The sequence below is a fragment of the Streptomyces sp. NPDC058231 genome, assembly GCF_042882275.1.
Classification (GTDB): domain Bacteria; phylum Actinomycetota; class Actinomycetes; order Streptomycetales; family Streptomycetaceae; genus Streptomyces.
This window is the reverse complement of sequence record NZ_JBHVWN010000017.1, coordinates 27,132-49,164: the sequence shown is the minus strand read 5'-3', so window position 1 is coordinate 49,164 and position 22,033 is coordinate 27,132. Positions and strand designations below refer to the sequence as shown.

Here is a 22,033-nt window from a genome sequence, read left to right as displayed (position 1 = left end):
CCCTTGTTGCTCTCGGCGACCCCGCCCCCCGGCCCGCGCCCCGCCAAGGAGATGCGGCTGTACGAGGAGGCCGCCCGCCACCGCGGGCTGACCCCGCCCCGTACCCATCCCCTGGCCAGCATCACCTGGCTGGGCCCCGCGGCCTCCAACCCGGCGCTGGCCCATCGGGTCGGCGGTGGTCCGGCCCATCTGACGGAGAGCTGCCGCTGGATCGAGGCGGCGGTCCGGCTGCCGCACTGGGGCAGGGCCCATATGCCGGACCACGATCTGGACGCCGGCTGGCTGCTGCACCACCTGTCGCTCGCCTACCGGTGGATCGGCGACGACCTGCCCGAAGGATTGCGGGCGCTGCTGCGGTACAAACTTCTGCTGCAGGGGCGGCGGATGTACGAGTTCGCGGTGGCGAGCGAGGGCGGCTGGTGGTCCTCGTCGTACTGGCAGAACCACAACTGGATCTGTTACGCGGGGCTGGCGACGGCCGGGTACGTGCTGGGCAAGGAGGAGTGGACCGCGCGCGCCAAGGAGAATCTGGGCACGGTCCTCGACCTGATGCCCGAGGACGGCTCGCACGCCGAGGGCGTCGTCTACTGGCGCTACGGCGTGCCGTTCCTGGCGATCCATCTGGATCTCCTCCAGGAGGCGGAGGGTGTCGACTGGTGGGACCGGGGCGGTTTCCTCTCCCAGACGTTCCGCTACCGGCTGCACCAGACCGCCCCCGGCTTCGCCCGCAATGTCGACCACGGTGACTGCCACGACCGGCGCAGCGGCCACAGCGCCGGGCTTTACTACCGACTGGCCGCCCGGTACGGCATCCCGGAGGCCCAGTGGATGGGCGATCTGGCATCGGGGGACCTGCTCCGGCAGGAGGCCGCGGAGAGCGGCGTGCGGCCGGGGATCCTGCCGGAGGCCTACCTCGAATACCTCTGGTACGACCCGTCCGTGCCGGCGGCGCGGCCCACCGAGACCCGGGCGTTCTTCCCGGATCTGGGGTTGCTCGCGGCGCGTACCGGATGGGACGACGACGCCACGCTCGTCTCGTTCAAGGCCAGTCCGGGCGGCGGCCACAAGGCGTGGGAGACATCCGCGAAGCACCGGGCCGAGCGGGGCTGGGAGACGCTCAACCAAGGGCATCACCACCCCGACTCCGGTTCCTTCGTGATGGTCTCGCAGGGTGAGTACCTCGCGGTGGACGAGGGGTACAGCAATCGGAAGCGGGCCGCGCACCACAATCTGCTGCTGGTGGACGGGAAGGGCTACGCGGACGAGGACCGGTACCACGTCTACAAGGACCTCCCGTTCGAGCGGCAGGCCCGGCAGCGCGACGTGCTCGTCGGCGACGAGTGCGGCTGGGCGCACGCGACGGCCGAGATCGCCGCGATGTACGCCCCCGGACTCGGGGTGCGGCGGCTCGACCGGACGCTGGTCTTCACCCCGTCGGGGCGGCTGGTGCTTCTCGACCTGGCGGAGTCCGAACCCGGTGAGGGCCGGGAGTGGACGTTTCTCCTCCAGACCGACCGGCCCACCGAACCGCAGCCGGACGGCACGCGGCTAATCCGGTCGGGTTCGGCCGTGGCACGGGTGCGGCAGTTCCACCCCCGCGCCCCATCGGTCTCCTCGGAGGTCACCGAGGTCGAGGCCAACCCGACGTCCAGTACGCCGGAACTGCGCCTCACCCGCACGCTGCACACGTTCCGGTCGACGACCGCCCGCTCGGCCACCGGGCTGTTCCTCACCGCGATCACGCCCGGTGCGGGAGCCCCGGGCGAGCAGGTCGCCTGCGCGGCCGGGCACGGTGTCGCCTTCGACGGTGAAACGGTGCTGCTCTCCCCCGTCGCCCGGCAGATCCGTACCGCCGGTGTCGAGGCCGACGCGGCCGCCGTGCTGCTCGGTGACGGCGCCGCGTACGTGGTGGCGGCCACGCGGCTGCGGCTGAACGGCCGGGTGCTCCTCGACGGCACGGAGCCGTACACAGGAAAGGTCGGCTGACCATGCAGGCAACCCTCTCGTCCCCGGAACCGCGGACCGCCGCCCCGTCGGGCCGGCCGGCGCTGCTGCGCCTGCTGGAGTTCGTGGCGTATCCGGCGGCCGCCGGAGCCGCGTTCGCCGTACTGTCGCTCGGGATCGTGACCTGGCTGCCCGCGCTCGCCGCGATGGGGCATGCTCTGCAGCGGTGGCGCGCGGAGGGCGACAGCCGCTGTTTCACGGGCACGTTCGCCGCGTTCCCCCGGTACTGGCGCCCGCTGCGGCGGCACTGCGTGGCCTCGACCGCCGGAGCGCTGGTCCTGGCCGCCGACATCGGCTGGCTGCTGGGCCGGTCGGAGCCCTGGACGTTCATGGTGCTCGCCGCGCAGGTGGGCATCGCGGCGGCCGCGGTCATCCACCATGTGGCGCTCGCCGCCGAGGCGGCACTCTCGCCCGGCGGGACGGTCCGCGCCTGGACGCACGGGGCACTGACGCTCGGGTTCGGCTCCGCCGCCCGCGGCACCGCCCTGCTCGGCGCGGTGATCTCCGCGCTGCTCCTCTCCCTCGTCGTACCGCTGGGGCCGCTGCTGCTCGGCCCGAGCATTCCCGTACTGCTCGCTCTCTCCCTCGCCGATCCCAGGAGGCACACCCCATGAGCCGTGTATTACGCGCCGCCCTCGTCGCCGGGCTGGCCACGGCAGCTCCGCTCGCCTGCCCGCCGCCGTCCGTCGCGGCGGAGGCCGCGACCGCGTACTACGTGTCACCGTCGGGCAGCGACTCCGACGCCGGTACGTCGGCAGGCTCCGCACTCGCCACGATCCAGAAGGCCGTGGACCTGGCGCCGTCGGGCGCCGTGGTGAACCTCGCGCCGGGTACGTACGAGCAGGACGTGGTGACCAGGCGGGCCGGCGTCACCATCACCGGCCCCTCGACCGCGGTGGTGAAGGGGGCCGGTGACTCCCGGATCATTCAGGTGCAGCACGACTCGACCACGTTGAACGGTTTCACCGTGGACGGGCTGCACGGGTCGCCCACCGATGTGTCGGGCTACCGCCTGAAGCTCATATATGTCATGAGCACGACTCCGGGGAACGGTGTGGGCGCCCTGCGCATCACCGGCATGACGCTGAAGAACGCCGCCGACGAGTGTCTGCGGGTGCGCTACCTGGCCACCGGCGCCGACATATCCGGCAACACCATCACCGACTGCGGCGTGGCCGACTTCAGGTTCGGCGGCGGCGGGAAGAACGGTGAGGGCATCTACCTCGGCACCGCCCCCGAACAGCAGGGCGCGAACGGCGCACCGGACGCGGCACCCGACGTCAGCAGGAACAACCGCATCCACCACAACACCATCGCCACCCACGGCAACGAATGTGTCGACCTCAAGGAGAACTCGACCGCCAACTACGTCGAGTACAACGACTGCAGCGGCCAGCGGGACTCGAGCTCCGGCGGGCTCGACGCGCGCGGCAGCGGCAACATCTTCCGCTACAACACCGTTCACGACAACGCCGGCGCGGGCATCAGGCTCGGTGGTGACACCGCGACGGACGGAATCGACACCAGCGTCTACGGCAACACCGTCACGGGAAACGCGGGCGGTGGCATCAAATTCATGCGCACCCCGCAGGGGCCGGTGTGCACCAACACGATGAGCGGCAACACCGGCGGCGACGCGGTCGGCACCTACGGCAGCGCCTACGAGCCGACGGGTGCGTGCCCGCAGTGAGCGGGCGGGGGCCCGCGAGACGCGGGGTACTGACGGTGGCAGCGGCGGGACTGGCCTCGGCCGCCGCGACGGCGCCGGACGCGCGGGCCGCGCAGGCGCCCGGTCGCGGCGCCGGCCCCTCGCGCTGGACGACGTCATGGGCGACCGCGCAGACCGCGCCGACCGCCGGCGACACGGTGGCGAGCGCGGGCCTGACCGACGGGACGTTCACCGCCGCCGTCCGGCTGTCGGCCGGCGGGCAGGTTCGGCTGCGGTACGGACACGCGTTCGGCACCACACCGGTCCTGGTCGGGCCGGTGACCGCGGGCGGACGGCCCGTGACGTTCGGCGGCCGGCCGCAGGCGTGGATCGCCGCGGGCGCCTCGCTGACCAGTGATCCGGTCGCCGGTCTGCGCACCGCCGAAGCCGCCCGGCTGACCGTGGAGACCCGGCTGCCCGGCCCCACCGGACCGCTCTCCTTCCACCGCAACACACATGCCTCGCACACCGTCGACGGCACCCGCACCACCTCCGTGTTCCTGCTGACGGGCATCGAGGTGACAGGCGCTCACGGGCCCGTCGTCGCGGTGCTGGGCGACTCCATGGCGGAGGGCGTCGGCACGCCGGACGACGCGGATCTGCGCTGGCCGGACCAACTGGCGCGACGGCTCCCCGGCGCGGCTGTCGCCAATCTCGGAATCAGCGGCAACCGGTTGCTGCTGGACGACGAGCGGTTCGGGCCCAGCGGACAGGCGCGCTTCGACCGCGATGTGCTGTCGCTGCCGGGGCTGCGCACCGTCCTCGTCCACCTCGGCGTCAACGACCTTCAGCAGCCGCCCGGCCAGACCGGTCCCGCGCCCGTCCTGGCCGGCTACCGGCAACTCGCGCTGCGCGCCCGGAACGCCGGTCTGCGGGTCGTCGGCGCCACCATCACCCCGTTCGAGGGCTGGACCCGCTGGACACCCGGACTCGAAGCGGTCCGGCAGCGGATCAACGCGGCGGTGCGCACCGGCCGGGTCTTCGACGCCGTCGCCGACTTCGACACCGCGGTCCGAGACCCGGACCGCCCGTCACGGATGCTGCCCGCGTACGACAGCGGTGACGGACTGCACCCCAACCCCTCCGGCCACGCGGCGCTCGCCGCGGCCGTCGACCGCCGACACCTCCTGTGAGGGCCCGCATCATGAACCGAGGCACCACCCGACGCACCGTTCTCACAGGCGCGGCAGCGCTCGGCGCGGCGGCCGCGCTCCCGCTTACGCCGACCGCGGCCAGGGCACATGCCGCGGAGGCGGCCGGTGACGCCGCCGCACTGCGCTCCCGCTGGCACACGCTGCTCACCGGCGGCCCCGGGCTCGACCTCACGGACCCGCAGATCGCGGCGACGGTGGCCAGGATCGGCAGAGCCGCGACCACGTCCGTCACGGGGCTCGACCCGGCCCGGACCGACGGGCTGTTCCCCGATCTGACCGGCACCACGGTCTCCAACCATGTCACCACGTCGTTCAAGAGGCTCGCCACGGCCGCGACCGCCTGGGCCGTCCCCGGCACTCCGCAGTACGGCGACACCGCGCTGCGCGATCTGCTGCTCGCCGGTCTCGACTGGATGCTGACCAACCGCTACGGCCCCGCGCACGCCAGGTTCGACAACGACTGGGACTGGGAGATCGGCTCCGCTCTCGCCCTCAACGACGCGACCGTCCTGCTCCACGACGCGCTCGGCGCGGAACGGCTGGCCCGGATCAACACCGCGGTCCGCCACTACACCCCGGACCCGAACCTGTGGCGGGCCGACCGCCAGATCGCGACCGGCGCCAACCGGGTGTGGATCTCCACCGTCGTCGCCGTCAACGCGGTGCTGCGCGACGACGGCGACGATCTCGTACGGGTCCGTGACGCTCTCTCGGACGTCGAGGGTTCGGGTGCCAACAGTGTGCTGGCGTTCAACGACACGAGCGCGGCTGCGGAGGGCACCGGCGAGGGGTTCTACGCCGACGGTTCGTTCCTTCAGCACTACAAGCACCCGTACAACGGCGGCTACGGCAAGGAGTTGCTGGGCAACCTCTCCCGGCTGCTGTACCTGCTCGCCGGCACGGCATGGACGGTCACCGATCCGGATCTCGACAACGTCCGGCACTGGGTCGACGACGGATTCGATCCCCTGACAGTCCGGGGGGACGTGATGGCGTCGGTCTGCGGGCGCGAGATCGCCCGCCCCAGCAAGCAGGGCCATGTCTCCGCGCAGACGGTCATCGAGGCAGTGGTCCGACTGATCCCCGGATTCCCCGGAGAGACCGCCGACCGGTTCACCGCGCTGGTCAAGCAATGGATCGCCGAGGACACGTACCGTGATTTCCTCGCCGCCACCGATCTGGCCACGCTCGTCGCCGCCCGGCGGATCATCGCGTCGCCCGTCCCGCCGCGCGGCCCGCTGGTCACCCACAAACAGCATCCGCGGATGGACAAGGCGTCCCACCACCGGCCCTCGTTCGCACTCGGCATCTCCGCGTACTCGTCGAGGATCTACAACTACGAGTCGATCCAGAACGAGAACCTGCACGCCTGGCACCTCTCCGACGGCATGGTGCTCCTCTACACGGACGATCTCGGGCACTACAGCGAGGACTACTGGCCGACCGTCGACCCGGCCCGGCTGCCCGGCACCACCGTCATCGCCGGCCGCCCCGCGGACGCGGCCGGCCAGCGCACCACCAGCTTGTCGGACTGGGCCGGCGGCGCCGCGCTGCCCGGCACGACGCTCGGCGCGTACGGCATGGAACTGCGCGCTGCCGGGAGTTCGCTGCACGGCCTGAAGAGCTGGTTCTGCCTGGACGACGTCATCGCCTGCGTCGGCTCGGGCATCACCGCCGACGCGGGCACCGCCGAGACGGTGGTGGAGAACCGCAAGCTGCGCGACCCGCAGGCGGCGCTCCTCGTCAACGGCACGGCCGTGCCCGCCGGGACGGGCTGGTCGGACCGGATCGACGAGGTCCGCTGGCTGCATCTCGCCGGGACCGGTGGCTACGTCTTCCCACGGCGCGCCACGGTCAACGGCCTGCGTGAGGAGCGCACCGCGACCTGGCGCGAGATCAACCTCAAGTACGGCACCGACGTCCCCGTCACCCGCCCGTACCTGACGCTGTGGCAGGACCACGGCGCGGCCCCGGACGGGGCCGGCTACTTCTGGCTGCAGGCACCCGCCGCGTCCGCGGAACGCACCAGGCTGTGGTCGGCGGCGCCCCCCGTGGAACCGGTCGCCGACTCCACCGTCGTGCACGCGGTACGCCGCTGCGCGGACGGGCTGCTCGCGGCGAACTTCTGGACCGCCGGCACCGCACAGGACCTCACCTCGGACGGGCCGGCGTCGGTGCTGGTGCGACCCGAGGGGAGGACGGTGACCGTGTCGCTGTCCGATCCGACACAGCTGCGGTCCTCCGTCGTGCTGGACCTCGCGCGGCGCGGTCTGTCCGTCGTCACCGCCGACCCGGGCATCGGTGTCTCGGCGACGGCCACGGGCATCCGGATCACGGCCGACACCGCCGGACGCCACGGCGAAACCCTCACCCTCACCCTGAAGTGGAGCTAGACCCTTGCTGTTCGACATGGATCTGGAGCGGCTGCGCGAGTACCGGCCGCAGCCGGAGGAGCCCGCGGACTTCGACGCCTTCTGGGCGAAGACGCTCTCCGAGACGGGCCGTCACGAGCTGGCCGCCGAGTTCGTCCCGTACGACGCCGGGCTGGCGACGGTCGATGTCTTCGACGTGACGTTCCGCGGCTGGGGCGGGCAGCCGGTGAAGGCGTGGCTGATGCTGCCACGCGTCCGCTCGGGCCCGCTGCCCGCCGTGGTGCAGTACATCGGCTACAACGGCGGCCGCGGCATTCCGTACTCCTGGCTGACCTGGAGCGCCCTCGGCTACGCACATCTGATCATGGACAACCGGGGGCAGGGCGGCGGCGGCAAGAACACCGCCGACACCCCGGACGTGCTGCCCGGCGGGCACGGCTCCTCGTCACCGGGCTTCCTCACCCGCGGCATCGAGGACCCGTACCTGCACTACTACCGGCGGCTGATCACGGACGCGGTGCGGGCCGTCGACGCGGCGAAGGCCCATCCGGCGGTGGACGCCTCGCGGGTCGCGGTGCTCGGCGGCAGCCAGGGCGGTGGCCTCACCCTGGCCGTCGCCGGGCTGCGGGACGACGTGGCGGCGGCCGTCGCCGACGTGCCGTTCCTCTGTCACTACCGGCGTGCCTCGCAGATCACGGACGCGGGCCCGTACGCGGAGATCGCCCGCTGGCTCTCCGGGCACCGCTTCCGGATCGACGAGGCGATGGAGACGCTGTCCTACTTCGACGGGGTCAACTTCGCGGCGCGGGCGACCGCTCCGGCCTGGTTCTCGGTGGGACTGATGGACCGGATCTGCCCGTCGTCGACGGTGTTCGCCGCCTACCACCGCTACGCCGGACCGGCCGAGATCGAGGTGTTCACCTACAACGGGCACGAGGGCGGCGCCGAGTACGACCTGCCGCGGAAGCTGGCGGCGCTGCGCGGCGTGTTCGGTCCGTAGCCACGCTTCAGCGGGTACGTGGACGGGTCACCGGCCCAGCGCCGCCATCGCCGCGTTGTGGCCGGGAACCCCGCTCACTCCGCCGCCGCGCACCGCGCCCGCACCGCACAGCAGGACGTTGGCGTGCGCAGTCTCGACGCCCCACCGGCCGGTGGACTCCGTGGCGTACGGGAAGGCGAGGTCCCGGTGGAAGATGTGGCCGCCGGGCAGCCTCAGATCCCGTTCGAGGTCGAGCGGGGTCTTCGCCTCGATGCACGGCTCGCCGTTCCCGTCGACGGCCAGGCAGTCGGCGATCGGCTCGTCCAGGTGCGCGTCGAGTTCGGCGAGCGTGGTCTTGAGCAGCGCCGCGCGGGTCGCCTCGTTGTCCGCGGCGAAGAGCCGGGCGGGTGTGTGCAGACCGAAGAGGGTGAGGGTCTGATAGCCGCGGGCGGCGAGTTCGGGGCCGAGGATCGACGGGTCGGTCAGCGAGTGGCAGTAGATCTCGGACGGCGGAGCCGCCGGCAGTCGTCCCGCGGCCGCATCCCGGTAGGCGTCGGCCAGCTGCCCGTACCCCTCCGAGATGTGGAAGGTTCCGCCGAACGCCTGGCGCGGGTCGACGGAGCGGTCGCGCAGCCGGGGCAGCCTGCGCAGCAGCATGTTCACCTTCAACTGGGCGCCCTCCGCGGGGGCGGGCGGCTCGTCGCCGAGAAGTGCCGCCAGGGCCTGAGGCGACGCGTTGACGAGGACCCGGCGGGCGGCGATCGTCTCCTCGCCCTCGGGTGAGCGGAACGTGACCTCGGCACGTGTCCCGTCGGTCTCGATCCGGGTCGCCTCGTGCCGGACCCGGATCTCGGCACCCGCCGTCCGGGCGGCCCGGGCGAGGGCGTCGGTGAGCGCGCCCATGCCACCGACCGGGACGTCCCAGTCCCCCGTGCCGCCGCCGATCACGTGGTAGAGGAAACAGCGGTTCTGCAGCAGGGACGGGTCGTGCGCGTCGGCGAAGGTGCCGATCAGGGCGTCGGTCAGCACGACGCCTCGTACGAGATCGTCGGCGAAGTTCTTTTCGACCGCCGCACCGATCGGCTCCTCGAACAGCATCCGCCAGGCGTCCGGGTCGCCGATCCGGTCCCGGAGCGCGTCGCGGGTGGGCAGGGGTTCCGTGAGCGTCGGGAAGACCCGCTCGGCGACCTGCTGCGTCATGGCGTAGAAGCGCTGCCAGGCCTCGTACTCGCGCTCGCCACCGGTGAGCGCGGCGAAGGACTCGCGGGTGGTTTCCCCGCCGACGAGCAGTCCGGTGGCACGGCCGCCGCGCACCGTCGGCGTGTATGAGGAGACGGTCCGTTTCCGTACGGCGAACTCCAGTCCGAGATCGTGGACGATCTTCTGCGGGAGCAGGGACACGAGATACGAGTAACGGGACAGCCGGGCGTCCACGCCGGCGAACGCCTGGGTCGAGACGGCCGCTCCCCCGGTGGTACCGAGGCGCTCCAGGACGAGGACGGACTTTCCTGCGCGGGCGAGGTAGGCGGCGGCGACCAGACCGTTGTGGCCACCGCCCACGATCACTGCGTCATACGTGTCAGGTGCGGGCATGGACCTTGGTAACACGGGACGATCGTCCCTGGCCAGAGGCTGCGGCCCGGAGAATTCGCGGTCACTGCGGCGGGGCGCCCCGCCGCCGGCGCAGCGCCGCGACCTTGCGGTACAGCTCGACCGCCTCCGTGCCCCGGCCCAGCTGTTCGAGGCAGTGCGCCTCGTCGTTCCGGCTGGCGAGCGCGTCGGGATGGTCGGCGCCGAAAACATGTTCACGGGTCTCCGCGACCGACCGGTGGACGGCGAGGGCATCGGCCCAGCGGCCGAGCCAGCCGAGACCGACGGCGACCTCACGGCGGCTGACGAGCGTGTCCGGATGGTCGCCGCCGAGGGTCCGCTCGCGGACGGCACACACCTCGCGCGCTTCGGCGAGGGCTTCCTCCCAGCGGGCCAGCCGCCCCAGGTTGACACCGAGGCCGTGGCGGGCGCGGAGTGTCTCCGGGTCGGTGGGGCCGTCGACCCTGGTGCGGTCGTCGACCAGGGCCCGGTACAGCTCCAGGGCCTCGGTGCTGCGGCCGAGTCTGCCGAGGCTGATGCCGACCTCGTAACGGGCGGAGAGCGTGTCCGCGTGGTCGGGGCCGAGGGCTCTCGCGCGGCCCTGGGCAACTTCCCGGTAGGTCTGCAGGGCGTCCGTCCAGCGCCCCAGCCGGCCCAGGGTGTAGGCCACTTCGTAGAGGGTGACCAGGGTGTCCGGATGGTCCGCGCCGAGCAGCCGGGTACGGGCGTGCGCCACGTCGCGGGCCATCCGGTACGAGTCCTCCAAACGCCCGAGCCTGCTGAGATTGAACGCCAGGTTGTGGCGGCAGCGCAGGGTGTCGGGGTGGTCGGGCCCCATCGACCGTTCCCGCGAGGCGAGGACCGCGGCGTACACCTGGTGGGCCTCGAAGTGGCGGCCGAGCTGGCCCAGGACGAACGCCGTCTCCTGGCGGGCGGCGAGGGTCTCCGGGTGGTCGGGGCCGAGCGTGCGCTCCCGGCCGTCGGCGACACGGCCGAACTCGCGCAGGGCGTCCGCCGCCCTTCCGGTACGGCTGAGGGTGAACCCGACCTCGTACCGGCTGGAGAGGGTGTCGGGGTGGTCGGGGCCGAGGGCGTGTTCGCGTTCGGCGGCGACCGCGCGGTGCACCTCGCCGGCCTCCTCCCAGTGGCCGAGCCGGCCCAGGTGGAGGCCCGCGCTGTGCCGGTTGGCGAGGGTGGAGAGCAACTCGGGCGAGGGGGTGGGCCGCTCGGGTCGGACGGGCGGCAGCGCCGCAGGCAGCGCCCGCAGGTCGGTGCCGGTGGTCCACTCGCCGGTCAGGCCCGCGGAATGGTCGGCCGGGGCGAGACCGGGACGGGGCCCGGACGCCTTGTGTCCCATGGTCATGCCGCGGGTCCAGGACGGCAGCCCCGGTTCGGGGTCGGGCTGCGGCCGGCCGGGGAGCACGACGGGGACCGGCGGGGCCAGCCGGACGTTTCCCGAGGTCAGGAGATGCCCGGACGACGGGAGGTGCCGCTGCTCGCCGGTGCGGCCGACGGCGATCCGCTGCCGCAGGTCGTCCGCGTCGGCGGGCCGCTCCTCCGGTGTCTTCGCCAGCAGCTCCAGGACGACCCGGTCGAAGAAGCCGGGGAGTTCGGCCCGGTGGGAGCGGAGGGATTCGGGCTGGGTGTCGCGGTGCCCGACGAGGACGGCCCAGGCGTCGCCGAGGTCGAACGGCGGAACTCCGGTGGCGATCTCGTACAGCACGCAGCCCAGCGAGTAGAGGTCGCTGCGATGGTCGACCTCTCCACCGCTGATCTGCTCGGGCGACATGTAGTGCGGGGTGCCCATGGCGATTCCCGTACCGGTGAGGCGGGAGGTGAAGCCGACGTCGTGGCCGAGCCTGGCGATGCCGAAGTCGCAGATCTTCACCGTGCCGTCGGCCAGCCGCATGATGTTGGCCGGCTTGAGGTCGCGGTGCACGATTCCCTGCTGGTGGGTGTAGCCGAGGGCGTCGGCGACCTGCTCGGCGATGTCGACGATGTCGTCCACCGGCAGCGGATGCTGTTCGTTGTCCTCCAGCAGCTGGCTGAGATTGCGGCCGTCGAGGAGTTCCATCACCAGGTAGAGAACGCCTTCGTGCTCGCCGAAGTCGTGGACGACGGTGACGCCGCGGTGCTGGAGCGCGGCGGCCACCCGGGCCTCGCGGCGGAAGCGTTCGCGCAGGACACGGGCGAACGACCGGTCCTGCTGCTGCCCCACCGGCTTGAGGCACTTGACGGCCACATGCCGGCCGAGCGACTCGTCACGGGCACGCCACACCTCGCCCATCCCGCCACGCCCGATCAGATCGAGCAGCCGGTACCGGCTCTGGATCAGCCTGGTGTCCGCCATCGCGTGCTGTCGCCCCCGTTGCTCCGCCTACCGCTGCGCCCTCCCCGGCCCGTCCAGTATGGCTGCCCCGTCGCGGAGTTTGGAGGGGGTGGGGCGGCTGGCGGGACCGAGTCTCTCCATTGCCTTCACAATGTGACCGGGCGGGAGTTGCCAGCGGATCCGCGAGGGAATGCGGCGCAGGACGGTTCCGGTGGCGCGCAGGCGCCGGTCGACGGTGCCCGGGGGCGGCGCGGCTCTGCCGTAGAGCTCGTGGGCGTACGGGGGCAGCGACTGGTAGGCGAGCGCTGCCACACGCCGCCAGAGCAGTTCGCGCGCCGGGACCAGCAGGGTGTGGACGGGCGGCCGGCGGAGAAAGGCGTCGACGTCGGACGCCTCGGGGCTCGCGGCGAGTTCGGGCCGCACCCGTTCGAAGTAGGCGGCGAGCTCGGCGGTGTTCGCCGGAACGCCGCCGGGATCGAGGCCCACCAGGCGGGCGCTGCTGCGGTGTTCGTCGATGTACCGGTCGGCCTGGGCAGGGGTCAGGGGCAGACCGGAGCGGATCTGCACCTGAAGGTAGGAGTCGACCTCGGCGCAGTGCACCCACAGCAGCAGTGCGGGTTCGTCGACGCCGTACGTCTCACCGGTCACCGGATCGGTGGCCTTGAGCATGCGGTGCATCTTCCGGACCCGGGCACCGACCTTCTCGGCCGCTTCGGTGGTGCCGTAGGTGATGGTGCCGACGAAGCCGGCCGTGCGCATCAGCCGTCCCCAGGTGTCCTCACGGAAGTCCGAGTTCTCCATGACACCGCGGACCGCCCGTGGGTGCAGCGCCTGGAGGTACAGGGCGCGCACCCCGGCGATCCACATCATCGGGTCCGAGTGCAGCTGCCAGGTGACGGATTCGGGCCCGAAGAGTCCCGGGTCGGGGTCCACCATGTCGCTCGCATCCTCCCGTGGGTCGGCCGCGTACCCATGACGTCGGCATCCTCAAGGATGCGCTTCACCCGGCCGGTGCTCCAGACCCCGCTCCGGCTCGCTCATCCCCCGGCGACGACCGCCACGCCGACCCGGCCGCCGTCGACGTCGAGCACCGTTCCATGGACGAACGCGGCCTCGTCGCCGGCCAGGTACACCGCTGCCTGCGCAATGGCCTCGGGGCTGCCGACCCGGCCTGCCGGAGTCCCCTCCATCATGATGTCGCCTGGGTGCGCCTCGGTCTCGTCGGGGGCGGGGGTGCGCACCACTCCGGGCGAGATGGCGTTGACCCGGACCCCGGACGGACCGAATTCGGCGGCCCAGGCCCGGGTCAGGGTCTCCATCGCCCCCTTGGTGGAGCTGTAGAGAGCTCCGACCGGGATTCCCAGGCGGGCGATCCACGATCCGAGGTTGACGATCGCGCCGCCGCCCGCCTCGGCCATGGCGGGGGCGAGAGCCGCGGTCAGGAAGAACGGCGCCTTGACGTTGACGGCGTAGACCCGGTCGAAGGTCTCCTCGTCCGTGGCCGGGGTGGTCGCACCGGGGTAGATGCCGGCGTTGTTGACCAGGATGTCGATCCGCCCGCCGAGCACCCGGGTCGCTTCGTCGGCGAGGGCCCGGGAGGCGGCCGCACTGCCGTCGAGATCGGCGGCGACGAAGTCGGCGCGCCCGCCGGCGGCCCTGATGCCCTCGACAACGGACTGCCCGCGTTCGTGGTTGCGGCCGGAGACGGCGACGTGCGCTCCCTCGGCGGCGTAGGCCTCGGCGATCGCGCGTCCGATGTTGCTGGTGGCTCCGGTGACCAGAGCGGTTTTGTGCTGCAGGCGAGTACCCATGACGTGATGTCTCTTCCCGTCGGCGTGGCGCCGTGTGGTGCGCACGCGGTGGATGCGGTCGGTGCGGGCCGCACCGCGGCGGAGTGGACCGCGGAGTCCAATGTGGACCGCGGAGTCCAATGTGAACCCATAGAACTGGACTGTCAAGTCCAATCGAGTTAGCGTGGTCGCCACCGGAGCCAAGGCGGGCCGGGCAAGGAGGTCATCGACAACGTGCTCACCACCCGTGGAGCCGCCACCCGTCAGCGCATCGTCACCGGCGCGGCGACGCTGATCCGCGACCACGGCGTCGCCGGGGTCAGCCTGGACGACATCCGTGCCGCCACGTCCACCAGCAAGAGCCAGCTGTTCCACTACTTCCCGCAGGGCAGGTCCGACCTGCTCCTCGCGGTGGCCGAGCACGAGGCCGAACAGGTCCTCGCCGATCAGCAGCCGATGCTGGGTGACCTCACCAGCTGGCAGAAATGGCAGGCCTGGCGCGAGCGAGTGATCGAGAAGTACGACGCACAGCGCGCCGGCTGCCCGCTGTCCGCACTCACCGCCCAGCTCGACGTCGCCCGCCCGACCACGCAGGACATCATCACGCGCATGTACGACCGCTGGCACACCCATCTCGTGGAAGGCGTCCGGGCGTTGAAGGCTTCGGGCGAGGCCGGCGAACGTCTCGACGCCGACGCGGCGGCGACAGCCATCCTGACCGCCGTCACCGGCGGCGCGACCCTGCTCCAGGCCACCGACTCCCTGACGTACCTCGAGACCTCCCTGGACCGGGCGCTCGACGCCCTGCGCCGGGACGAGACCCCCATCGCGCAGGACCGCGACTGATCACCGGGCGGAGCCCGGAGCAGCGGAAGAAGGCCGGTCCGACCGGCAGACGGGGCCCGGGCGGATCCGGCGCCCGGCGGTCCGGCCGCGGGCAGCCACGCGCCGGATCGTCCCGCGACCCGGGGGCGGGCCGTTCCGCCCCCGGCCGCCTGTCAGCGCTTGACGGCGCGCAGCACGACGAACTTCGGATCTCCGGCGACGGTGGTGCAGTTGCCGAAGATCCGGCGCAGCTGGGTGTGGTACCCGAGATGCCGGTTGCCGACGACCCAGAGCTCGCCGCCCTGCCGCAGTGCGGTCCGCGCCCCGTGGAACATGTTCCGAGCCGTGGCGTCGGTGGTCGCCAGATGCGAATGGAACGGCGGGTTGTTGAGCACCAGGTCCACGCTGCCCGGAGCGACATCACCCATCCCGTCACCGACCAGGAAACGGGCCTCGGCCTCCGTTCCGGCATTGGCCCGGAACGTCGCCTCCGCCGAGGCGACCGCCTGGTACGACTCGTCGATGAAGGTGACCGCGGCATCGGGGTTGGCGAGCGCCGCGGCGGTGCCGATGACCCCGTTCCCGCAGCCCAGGTCGACGACCCGGTCACGTCCACTGCGCTCGGGCAGCCGGCTCAGGAAGAAGCGGGTGCCGATGTCGAGTCGGTCGGCGCAGAAGATCCCGGCATGGTTGACGACCGTCCGGCCGGAGACCGCGCCGACATCCCCGGGGAGCTCGTACCGGTACGGCCACGGGCTCGGGGCAGGGGCCAGGTCCGGGTCGGGGGTGCAGAAGATGAGCCGGGCCTTCTTCACCGCGAGCGAGGTGCGGGTCGCGCCGATGATCCGCTCGAAGAGTCTGAGGGTGGAGGTGTGGATCTCCTTCACCATCCCGGTGCCGATGACGACGGTGCCCGGATGGACGGCGGGCGCGAGCCGGTGCAGCTGGTCCTCCAGGAGCGCGAGGCTCTTGGGGACGCGCACGAGCAGGACGTCGATCCGGTCCGGCGGGGTGTCCCTGGCCGACAGCAGGCGTACGTCGTCCACGTCGTGACCGTTACGGGTCAGGTTTGCCAGGGTCGCGCGCTGCGCGAGGTACGAGTCGGTGATCTGCACCGGGCGGTGCCCGGCCAGCACGGTGCTCAACGCGCCCCAGCGGTCGCCCACCACGACCACGGCGCCGGTCAGGTCGACCGGTCCTTCGCCGTCGGCCCCCTGCAGCCGCTGCAGCAGGTACTCGTCGGCAGCGTCCCAGGCACGGAACTGGTCGCGCGGGTTCTCGGGGTAGCGGGCGAGGTCGTAATCGCCCTTTGACGTCGTCAAGCGGTTCATTGTGCCTTCAGGCTAGCCGAGCGGCGGGGAGCACCCGCACACGCTCCTCCGCCGCACCGGCCGCCGCCTACGGCAGCTGCTTCTCCATGGCCGCCCGGCCCTCCCGTGCCAGTCGGCGCTGCGCCCACTCCAGATTCTTGGGAGTCAGGTCCCGCCCGGAGGCGAGCACCAGGTCCTCCGCCGACGGATCGGCGCTCCCCCCGGTGTGCAAGAGGCTGTCCGGAGTCACGCCGCGGGCCAGGGATACGGATTCGGGGTCTTCGTTCATGCCGCCTCCTCGTCCTTGCGGCAATTCTCGCCCTGCGGCTCCGGTATCGCATCCGAAGCTTCACTTGACTTGCACATGATAAGTACACAGCGCTCATGCCTCGATCACGGTGCGTATGGAAGGCTCCCGCTGACCACGTACCGCACAGGCACCGCGGCGCCGCCCCCCACCCCGTGACGGCGCCGCGGTGCCGCATGTTCCGGAGAGGACACCCCCCACATGTCCCGTCGCCTCACCCGTCACCGGCGCCCGCTGCTCGCCACACTCGCCGCGTTCGCCGTACTCACCGGCACCGCAGCGGTCGCACCGGCCGCACCCCGGACCTCCCCGGTGGGCGCGACACCGCTCGCCACCCTCGACGACACGTACTACCAGGGCGCACTCGGCAAGACCGGAACCCAGCTCAAGAGTGCCCTGCACTCGATCATCAGCGTCCAGACGAAGATCTCATACAGTCAGGTCTGGGACGCACTCAAGGACACCGACCAGGACCCCGCCAACCCGTCGAACGTGATCCTCCTCTACACCGGGCGCTCCGAGCCGAAGAGCGACAGCGGCGGCTCGGCCGGCCAGTGGAACCGGGAGCACGTCTGGGCCAAGTCGCACGGCGACTTCGGCACCTCCACCGGCCCGGGCACCGACATCCACCACCTGCGCCCGGAGGACGTCACGGTCAACTCCGTCCGCGGGAACAAGGACTTCGACAACGGCGGCAGCGCGGTGAGCGGGGCTCCGGGCAACTACACCGACAGTGACTCCTTCGAGCCGCGCGACGCGGTCAAGGGCGATGTCGCCCGGATGATCCTGTACATGGCCGTGCGGTACGAGGGCGACGACGCCTTCGCCGACCTCGAACCGAACGACAAGGTGAACAACGGCTCCGCGCCGAACATCGGCAGGCTCTCCGTACTGAAGCAGTGGAGCCAGGAGGACCCGCCCGACACCTTCGAGCAGCGGCGCAACGACGTGATATTCAACCAGTACCAGCACAACAGGAACCCGTTCATCGACCACCCCGAATGGGTCGAAGCGATCTGGTAGAACCGGCCGTTCGTACAGCGCGGGGGCGCCGTCCGTGTCAGCCGGTGGCGGACGAGCTGTCCAGGAAGCCGGACAGGGTCTCCAGCAGCCGGTCGACGTCCTCGGCGCTGTTGTAGGGGGCCAGCCCGATCCGCAGCCCGCCCTCGTCCCCCAGTCCGAGCCTGCGGGATGCCTCCAGCGCGTAGAAGGAACCGGCCGGGGCGTCGATGCCGTGCTCCGCCAGATACCGGGAGGCGGCGGTGACGCTCCGGCCCGCCAGGGTGAGCAGCAGCGTAGGGGTGCGGTGGGCGGCGCGGGAGTGCGAAGTGACAGCGCCGAGCGCGGCCAGGCCCTCCTCGATTCGCGCCCGCAGGGCGTCCTCGTGGGCCTCGATCACCTCGAAGGCGGCGAGCAGCCGCTCCCGGCGGGTGCCGTCGGCGCCGGGAGCCAGTCCGGCGAGGAAGTCCACCGCGGCGCATGCGCCGGCGAGCAACTCGTAGGGCAGGGTGCCGAGTTCGAAGCGCTCGGGCACCGCGTCGGTGGAGGGCAGGAGCTTGTCCGGCCGCAGCGTCTCCAACAGCTCGGGGCGGCTCGCGAGCACGCCGAGATGCGGGCCGAGGAACTTGTACGGCGAGCAGACCAGGAAGTCCGCGCCGAGGCCGGGCAGATCGACGGCGGCGTGCGAGGCGTAGTGCACCGCGTCCACGTGCAGCAGGGCTCCGGCCCGGTGTACGACGTCGGCGACGGCGGGGATGTCGGGGCGGGTGCCGATCAGGTTCGAGGCGGCCGTGACAGCGACCAGGCGGGTGCGCGCGGAGAGCACCTCTGCGACGTGGCCGGGCGTCAGCTCACCGGTGGCCGGGTCGAAGTCCGCCCAGCGGACGGTGGCGCCCACGGCGTCGGCCGCCTGGATCCAGGGGCGGATGTTGGAGTCGTGGTCGAGCCGGCTGACCACCACCTCGTCGCCCGGCACCCAGCTCTTGGCGAGGGTGCGGGACAGATCGTAGGCGAGCTGGGTGGAGCTGCGGCCGAACACGATGCCTCGCGGGTCGGCGCCCAGCAGGTCGGCCAGTGCGCGGCGGGCGCCCGACACGACGGCCTCCGCATTGCGCTCACCCTCGGTGGTGACACCCCGGTTGGCCAGCGGGCCGGCCATGGTTTCCGCGATGGCGTCGATCACCGGTTGCGGTGTCTGGGTGCCGCCGGGGGCGTCGAAGCGGGCTGAGCCCGACTTCAGGGCCGGGAACTGGGCCCGGACGGCGTCGACATCGAAGGTCATTTGTACTCCCCAAGGCAGAAGGACCAGGTGGGCGCTACGGTACGGGCGCGTGTGCGGGGTTGCCGGTGCGGGGTCCCGGCCCGTTCCGCTCCACCGGATGCGGGCGCACTGGACTCCGCATCCGACCCGCCACGGGCGTCGTGCCGCTCCGGCCGGGACGAGGCATGCTCCGGGGCGAGGCCTACAGGGTGCCGAGATCCCGCGCGGCGCGTTCGACGGCCTCGTCCCGGGACGCGAACCGCCGCGGCGCAGCCGGATCACCGCCCGGCCCCACTGCGAGATGGCCCGCCGGATCGACCACGGCCGTACGTCGGCCGCCCTCCGCGAGCCGTGCCAGCCCCGACCGCAGCATCGTCCGGGCGACCGTGTCGACACCGGTCACCTGCCGCAGATCCAGCACCACGGATTCGGTCTCCTCCGGCCTCGGCTCGTCGAGCGCATGCAGCACCCGTTCCGCGGCGGTGAAGTCGAGTGCGCCCTGCGCCGCGACCACCGCCACCCGTTCCCGCAGGGCACGCTCCTGTTCCTCCGTCGGGGCGGAGGGCAGGTCGTCGGCGGTGGTGACCAGCGTGACGGTCGAACCGGCGAGCGCCGGGTTGTGCATCAGATGCAGACCGAGCCGCTCCGACAGCGCCCCCAACGCTCGGCGACCACGGACGGAGGTGCCGGTCGGGCCGAGGAGCGGGCTGTACGTCGCCAGACCGAACCGGGCCGGTCCGGCGGCGATCAGACCGCCCGACACCCCGCTCTTGGCGGGCAGCCCCACCCGCAGCAGCCAGTCGCCCGAGACTTCGTACATCCCGCAGGTCGCCATCACGGCAAGCACCTGCGCGGCGACGGGTTCGTCGATGACCACACCGCCGGTGAGCGGGTTCACGCCGCCGTTCGCGAGGGTGGCCGCCATCGCGGCGAGGTCCAGGGCGGTGACCCGTACCGCGCACTGGCGGAAGTACGTCTCCACCGCCGCCACCGGGTCGACGGGCAGCAGTCCCGTGCTGCGGATCAGATAGGCGAGGGCACGGTTGCGGTCGCCGGTGGCGACCTCGGAGGCGTACACCGCCTCGTCGACCTCCAGCCGTCGTCCGGCGAACCGGCTCAGACACTCCAGGATGCGGTCGAACCCGGTGGCGTCGGCGGTGCCCGGGATCAGCGCGGTGGTGACGATCGCACCGGCGTTGACCATCGCGTTGGCCGGCCGTCCGGTGCCCCGCTCCAGACTGATGGCGTTGTACGCCTCGCCGCTGGGCTCGGCGCCGACCCAGCGGCACACCTCGTCGAGTCCGAGGAGCGACAGCGCGAGGGCGTACACGAACGGTTTCGACACGGACTGGAGGGTGAACGGGACATCGGCCGCGCCGGCGCTGTAGCGGTGACCGTCCATGCTGATCAGAGCCAGCCCGAAGGCATCCGGGTCGGCCAGCGCCAGCTGCGGGATGTAGCCGGCGAGTTCGCCGTCCCGCACCTCGGCGAACCGGCTGTGCAGTTCCCGCAGGGTGTCCGTCACCGCATCGGCGGCGGAACTCACCACGTCACCCGCCGTCAGCTGCGCTCGGCCTGGGCGATCCGGGGGAACGTCTTGACGCCCGCCGCCTTGCGGCTGTTGGCGTGCTCACTGACCGTCTTGCCGGGCGGGGCGTCCGCGAAGCCGAGCACCACCGAGTCGAGAACCTTGCCCGACGCATCGACGAATTCCACCCGGACGGCGTAGAAGGCGGGCTTCTTGGTGGGATTGGTGACACGGACCAGGGCGCTGCGGAACTGCTCGGACGGCTCGACCGGCTGCCCGGTCACCGAGACGTCGGCGACCGCGTTACCGTGCCCCTTCACCCCTGCGAGCTGCTTGACGGCCTGCTGCCGGTTCCGTTCGACCGCGGCGGAGACCGAGGCCTCGAAGTCGCGCTGGGTGCGCGCCGAGGCGCTCGCGGACGCCGACTGGTCGGGCTCCGGGGAGACGGTACGGACGTTTCTGGCCGTCCCCGGCGAGGAGGTGCCGGAGCCGTCGCAGGCGGCGGTGCCGGCGACGATCACCGCGGCCAGCAGGACGGGGGTGAGGCGGCGGGCCGTGCGACCGCCGAGGTTGCGCCGCAGAGGGCTGGACTGGTTCACGGACACTCCGGGTCTGCTCGGGAAATTGGGTCGACGGCATACGGCAGGACGGGGGACATGGCGGAGGAGACCGGATCCGCCGGGCTCCTGTGCGCGCTCACTCGGCGTCTTCGCCGAAGATCTCGCGGAGCCGGGCCTCGCTGAGGGTGTCCAGGTTGCTGTGGAGGAGTTCTGCGCCGCCGCCGGGCAGCGCACCGCTGATCCGTTCGGGCACCTCGTCCGTGGTGAGCAGGAAGAGCGCCGAAGTGCCCGGCGTCACCTGCTTCTTGATCTCGGCGATGAAGTCGTCGTCGATTCCGACGTCGGCCAGCTTGCCGCCCAGCGCCCCGGCAGCCGCTCCGATGGCGGCGCCCAGCAGAGGCATCAGGAAGATCAGCCCGAAGAGCATGCCCCAGAACGTGCCGCTCAGGGCGCCCGCTCCGACCAGGTTGAGCAACTGCTTGGTCTTCGGCTTCGCCCTGTCGGCCGGCCAGCTGACCACAGCGGCGTCCAGGATCTTGATCAGTCCCTCCTTCTGGAGCGACTTCAGCGTGGTCTCCACGTCCTCGGCACCCTCGGCCGACTGGAATTTCCACACGGTGAGCGTGGACATCGCACCTACCTCCTGAGGCAAGGTCAACCAATTCGCCCATATTAGGTTCAAAGCATATGAATCGACTCGTTGAATCACCCACTCCACGCGCGAGAGCGGGGAAGCCCGCGGGCGACCACGAGGGGTCACTCCGCCTTGATCGCCGGTCCTGTCGCAGGAGCCGCGAGCCGAGCAGCGTCCGGCCCTGTCCGATCGTGCCGGCGCACCGGCGCGTACCGAGGGCGATCCGATGCGGGCCCGATGGGCCCCTGGGAGACTGAAAGGGGCTGCGGCCGTCCCGCGGACGACGCAGCCCGAAGGGAGTGAGCACGACATGCCACGCGGATCGAGCCCCAAGCGCATGCGGCAGTACGAGCACATCAAGGAGAGCGCGCAGGAGCGCGGAGTGAGCGAGGAGCGGGCGGAGGAGATCGCGGCGCGCACGGTGAACAAGGAGCGCGCCCGCGCCGGCGAGTCGAGGACCGCGAGCGATCTGTCCGTCCACGACATCTCGTCCGGTCGGCGCGGCGGCCTGCGCTCCCACAGCGGGGCGGCGGGCCCCACCCGCGACCAGCTCTACGAGGAGGCCAGGAAGAAGAACGTCAGGGGACGGTCGAACATGACAAAGGCCCAGCTGGCCGAGGCAGTCGACCGCTGAGCCCCTGTCGGTGCGGCCGGCGGGCCGGTGCCCCGGCGGGTCCGCGCCA

General features: G+C 71.9%; 19 protein-coding genes. 9 read left to right on the top strand and 10 right to left on the bottom strand.

Translation table 11 applies throughout. The features are described 5' to 3' along the window. Window positions 1-3: 3 nt before the first annotated feature. The 6 genes from ACFVXE_RS14965 to ACFVXE_RS14940 are packed head-to-tail and all read left to right on the top strand — an operon-like array spanning window position 4 to window position 8,238. Entirely contained in the window at window positions 4-1,986 is a 1,983-nt protein-coding gene (locus ACFVXE_RS14965; protein WP_389671547.1) for a hypothetical protein, read from the top strand. A gap of 2 nt (window positions 1,987-1,988) precedes the next feature. After that, the gene (locus ACFVXE_RS14960; RefSeq protein WP_389671546.1) at window positions 1,989-2,618 is read left to right on the top strand and encodes a hypothetical protein; all 630 of its coding nucleotides are present in this window, start codon (window positions 1,989-1,991) and stop codon (window positions 2,616-2,618) included. Further along, window positions 2,615-3,694 (top strand): DUF1565 domain-containing protein, encoded by a 1,080-nt coding sequence (locus ACFVXE_RS14955; protein ID WP_389671545.1) that lies wholly within the window; start codon window positions 2,615-2,617, stop codon window positions 3,692-3,694. The genes ACFVXE_RS14960 and ACFVXE_RS14955 overlap by 4 nt, the downstream gene beginning before the upstream one ends. Further along, a complete protein-coding gene (locus ACFVXE_RS14950) occupies window positions 3,691-4,845 on the top strand; it encodes an SGNH/GDSL hydrolase family protein (RefSeq protein WP_389671611.1) in 1,155 nt (384 codons plus the stop codon). The genes ACFVXE_RS14955 and ACFVXE_RS14950 overlap by 4 nt, the downstream gene beginning before the upstream one ends. An 11-nt stretch (window positions 4,846-4,856) precedes the next feature. Further along, complete coding sequence (locus ACFVXE_RS14945) at window positions 4,857-7,259, top strand: polysaccharide lyase 8 family protein (protein WP_389671544.1); 2,403 nt, start codon at window positions 4,857-4,859, stop codon at window positions 7,257-7,259. A gap of 4 nt (window positions 7,260-7,263) precedes the next feature. Continuing rightward, complete coding sequence (locus ACFVXE_RS14940) at window positions 7,264-8,238, top strand: acetylxylan esterase (protein WP_389671543.1); 975 nt, start codon at window positions 7,264-7,266, stop codon at window positions 8,236-8,238. A gap of 27 nt (window positions 8,239-8,265) precedes the next feature. On the opposite strand, the gene ACFVXE_RS14935 is transcribed toward ACFVXE_RS14940, so the two are convergent. The 4 genes from ACFVXE_RS14935 to ACFVXE_RS14920 form a co-directional block, all read right to left on the bottom strand. Further along, the gene (locus ACFVXE_RS14935) at window positions 8,266-9,810 is read right to left on the bottom strand and encodes a phytoene desaturase family protein (RefSeq protein WP_389671542.1); all 1,545 of its coding nucleotides are present in this window, start codon (window positions 9,808-9,810) and stop codon (window positions 8,266-8,268) included. Between the two features lie 61 nt (window positions 9,811-9,871). Next, window positions 9,872-12,157 carry a tetratricopeptide repeat protein gene (locus tag ACFVXE_RS14930; protein ID WP_389671541.1) on the bottom strand — a complete coding sequence of 762 codons (2,286 nt, stop codon included), beginning with the start codon at window positions 12,155-12,157 and terminating at the stop codon, window positions 9,872-9,874. 27 nt (window positions 12,158-12,184) lie between these two features. Next, window positions 12,185-13,072: an oxygenase MpaB family protein gene (locus ACFVXE_RS14925; RefSeq protein WP_389671540.1), complete on the bottom strand. Its 888-nt coding sequence runs from the start codon at window positions 13,070-13,072 to the stop codon at window positions 12,185-12,187. Between the two features lie 101 nt (window positions 13,073-13,173). After that, window positions 13,174-13,947: an SDR family NAD(P)-dependent oxidoreductase gene (locus tag ACFVXE_RS14920; RefSeq protein WP_389671539.1), complete on the bottom strand. Its 774-nt coding sequence runs from the start codon at window positions 13,945-13,947 to the stop codon at window positions 13,174-13,176. Between the two features lie 213 nt (window positions 13,948-14,160). Between ACFVXE_RS14920 and ACFVXE_RS14915 the strand changes: the two genes are divergently transcribed. After that, window positions 14,161-14,772: a TetR/AcrR family transcriptional regulator gene (locus tag ACFVXE_RS14915; RefSeq protein ID WP_389671538.1), complete on the top strand. Its 612-nt coding sequence runs from the start codon at window positions 14,161-14,163 to the stop codon at window positions 14,770-14,772. 152 nt (window positions 14,773-14,924) lie between these two features. Here the strand turns inward: ACFVXE_RS14915 and ACFVXE_RS14910 are convergent, their stop codons facing one another. Beyond that, window positions 14,925-16,082 carry a methyltransferase gene (locus ACFVXE_RS14910; protein ID WP_389671537.1) on the bottom strand — a complete coding sequence of 386 codons (1,158 nt, stop codon included), beginning with the start codon at window positions 16,080-16,082 and terminating at the stop codon, window positions 14,925-14,927. A gap of 67 nt (window positions 16,083-16,149) precedes the next feature. Then, window positions 16,150-16,350, bottom strand: coding sequence for a hypothetical protein (locus tag ACFVXE_RS14905; protein ID WP_389671536.1), 201 nt, complete (start codon window positions 16,348-16,350; stop codon window positions 16,150-16,152). A 219-nt stretch (window positions 16,351-16,569) separates the two neighbouring features. Here ACFVXE_RS14905 and ACFVXE_RS14900 point away from each other — a divergent pair, with 219 nt between their 5' ends. Continuing rightward, a complete protein-coding gene (locus ACFVXE_RS14900) occupies window positions 16,570-17,391 on the top strand; it encodes an endonuclease I family protein (RefSeq protein ID WP_389671535.1) in 822 nt (273 codons plus the stop codon). A 37-nt stretch (window positions 17,392-17,428) separates the two neighbouring features. Here the strand turns inward: ACFVXE_RS14900 and ACFVXE_RS14895 are convergent, their stop codons facing one another. From ACFVXE_RS14895 to ACFVXE_RS14880, 4 genes are all read right to left on the bottom strand, one after another. Beyond that, window positions 17,429-18,649: a cysteine desulfurase-like protein gene (locus tag ACFVXE_RS14895; RefSeq protein ID WP_389671534.1), complete on the bottom strand. Its 1,221-nt coding sequence runs from the start codon at window positions 18,647-18,649 to the stop codon at window positions 17,429-17,431. Between the two features lie 181 nt (window positions 18,650-18,830). Continuing rightward, the gene (gene glsA / locus ACFVXE_RS14890) at window positions 18,831-20,174 is read right to left on the bottom strand and encodes a glutaminase A (RefSeq protein ID WP_389671533.1); all 1,344 of its coding nucleotides are present in this window, start codon (window positions 20,172-20,174) and stop codon (window positions 18,831-18,833) included. Between the two features lie 14 nt (window positions 20,175-20,188). Then, a complete protein-coding gene (locus ACFVXE_RS14885; RefSeq protein ID WP_389671532.1) occupies window positions 20,189-20,755 on the bottom strand; it encodes a hypothetical protein in 567 nt (188 codons plus the stop codon). A gap of 97 nt (window positions 20,756-20,852) precedes the next feature. Continuing rightward, entirely contained in the window at window positions 20,853-21,347 is a 495-nt protein-coding gene (locus tag ACFVXE_RS14880; RefSeq protein ID WP_389671531.1) for a DUF1269 domain-containing protein, read from the bottom strand. A gap of 313 nt (window positions 21,348-21,660) precedes the next feature. Here ACFVXE_RS14880 and ACFVXE_RS14875 point away from each other — a divergent pair, with 313 nt between their 5' ends. Further along, window positions 21,661-21,984, top strand: a complete 324-nt coding sequence (locus tag ACFVXE_RS14875) for a plasmid stabilization protein (RefSeq protein ID WP_389671530.1) — start codon at window positions 21,661-21,663, stop codon at window positions 21,982-21,984. Window positions 21,985-22,033 lie beyond the last annotated feature (49 nt).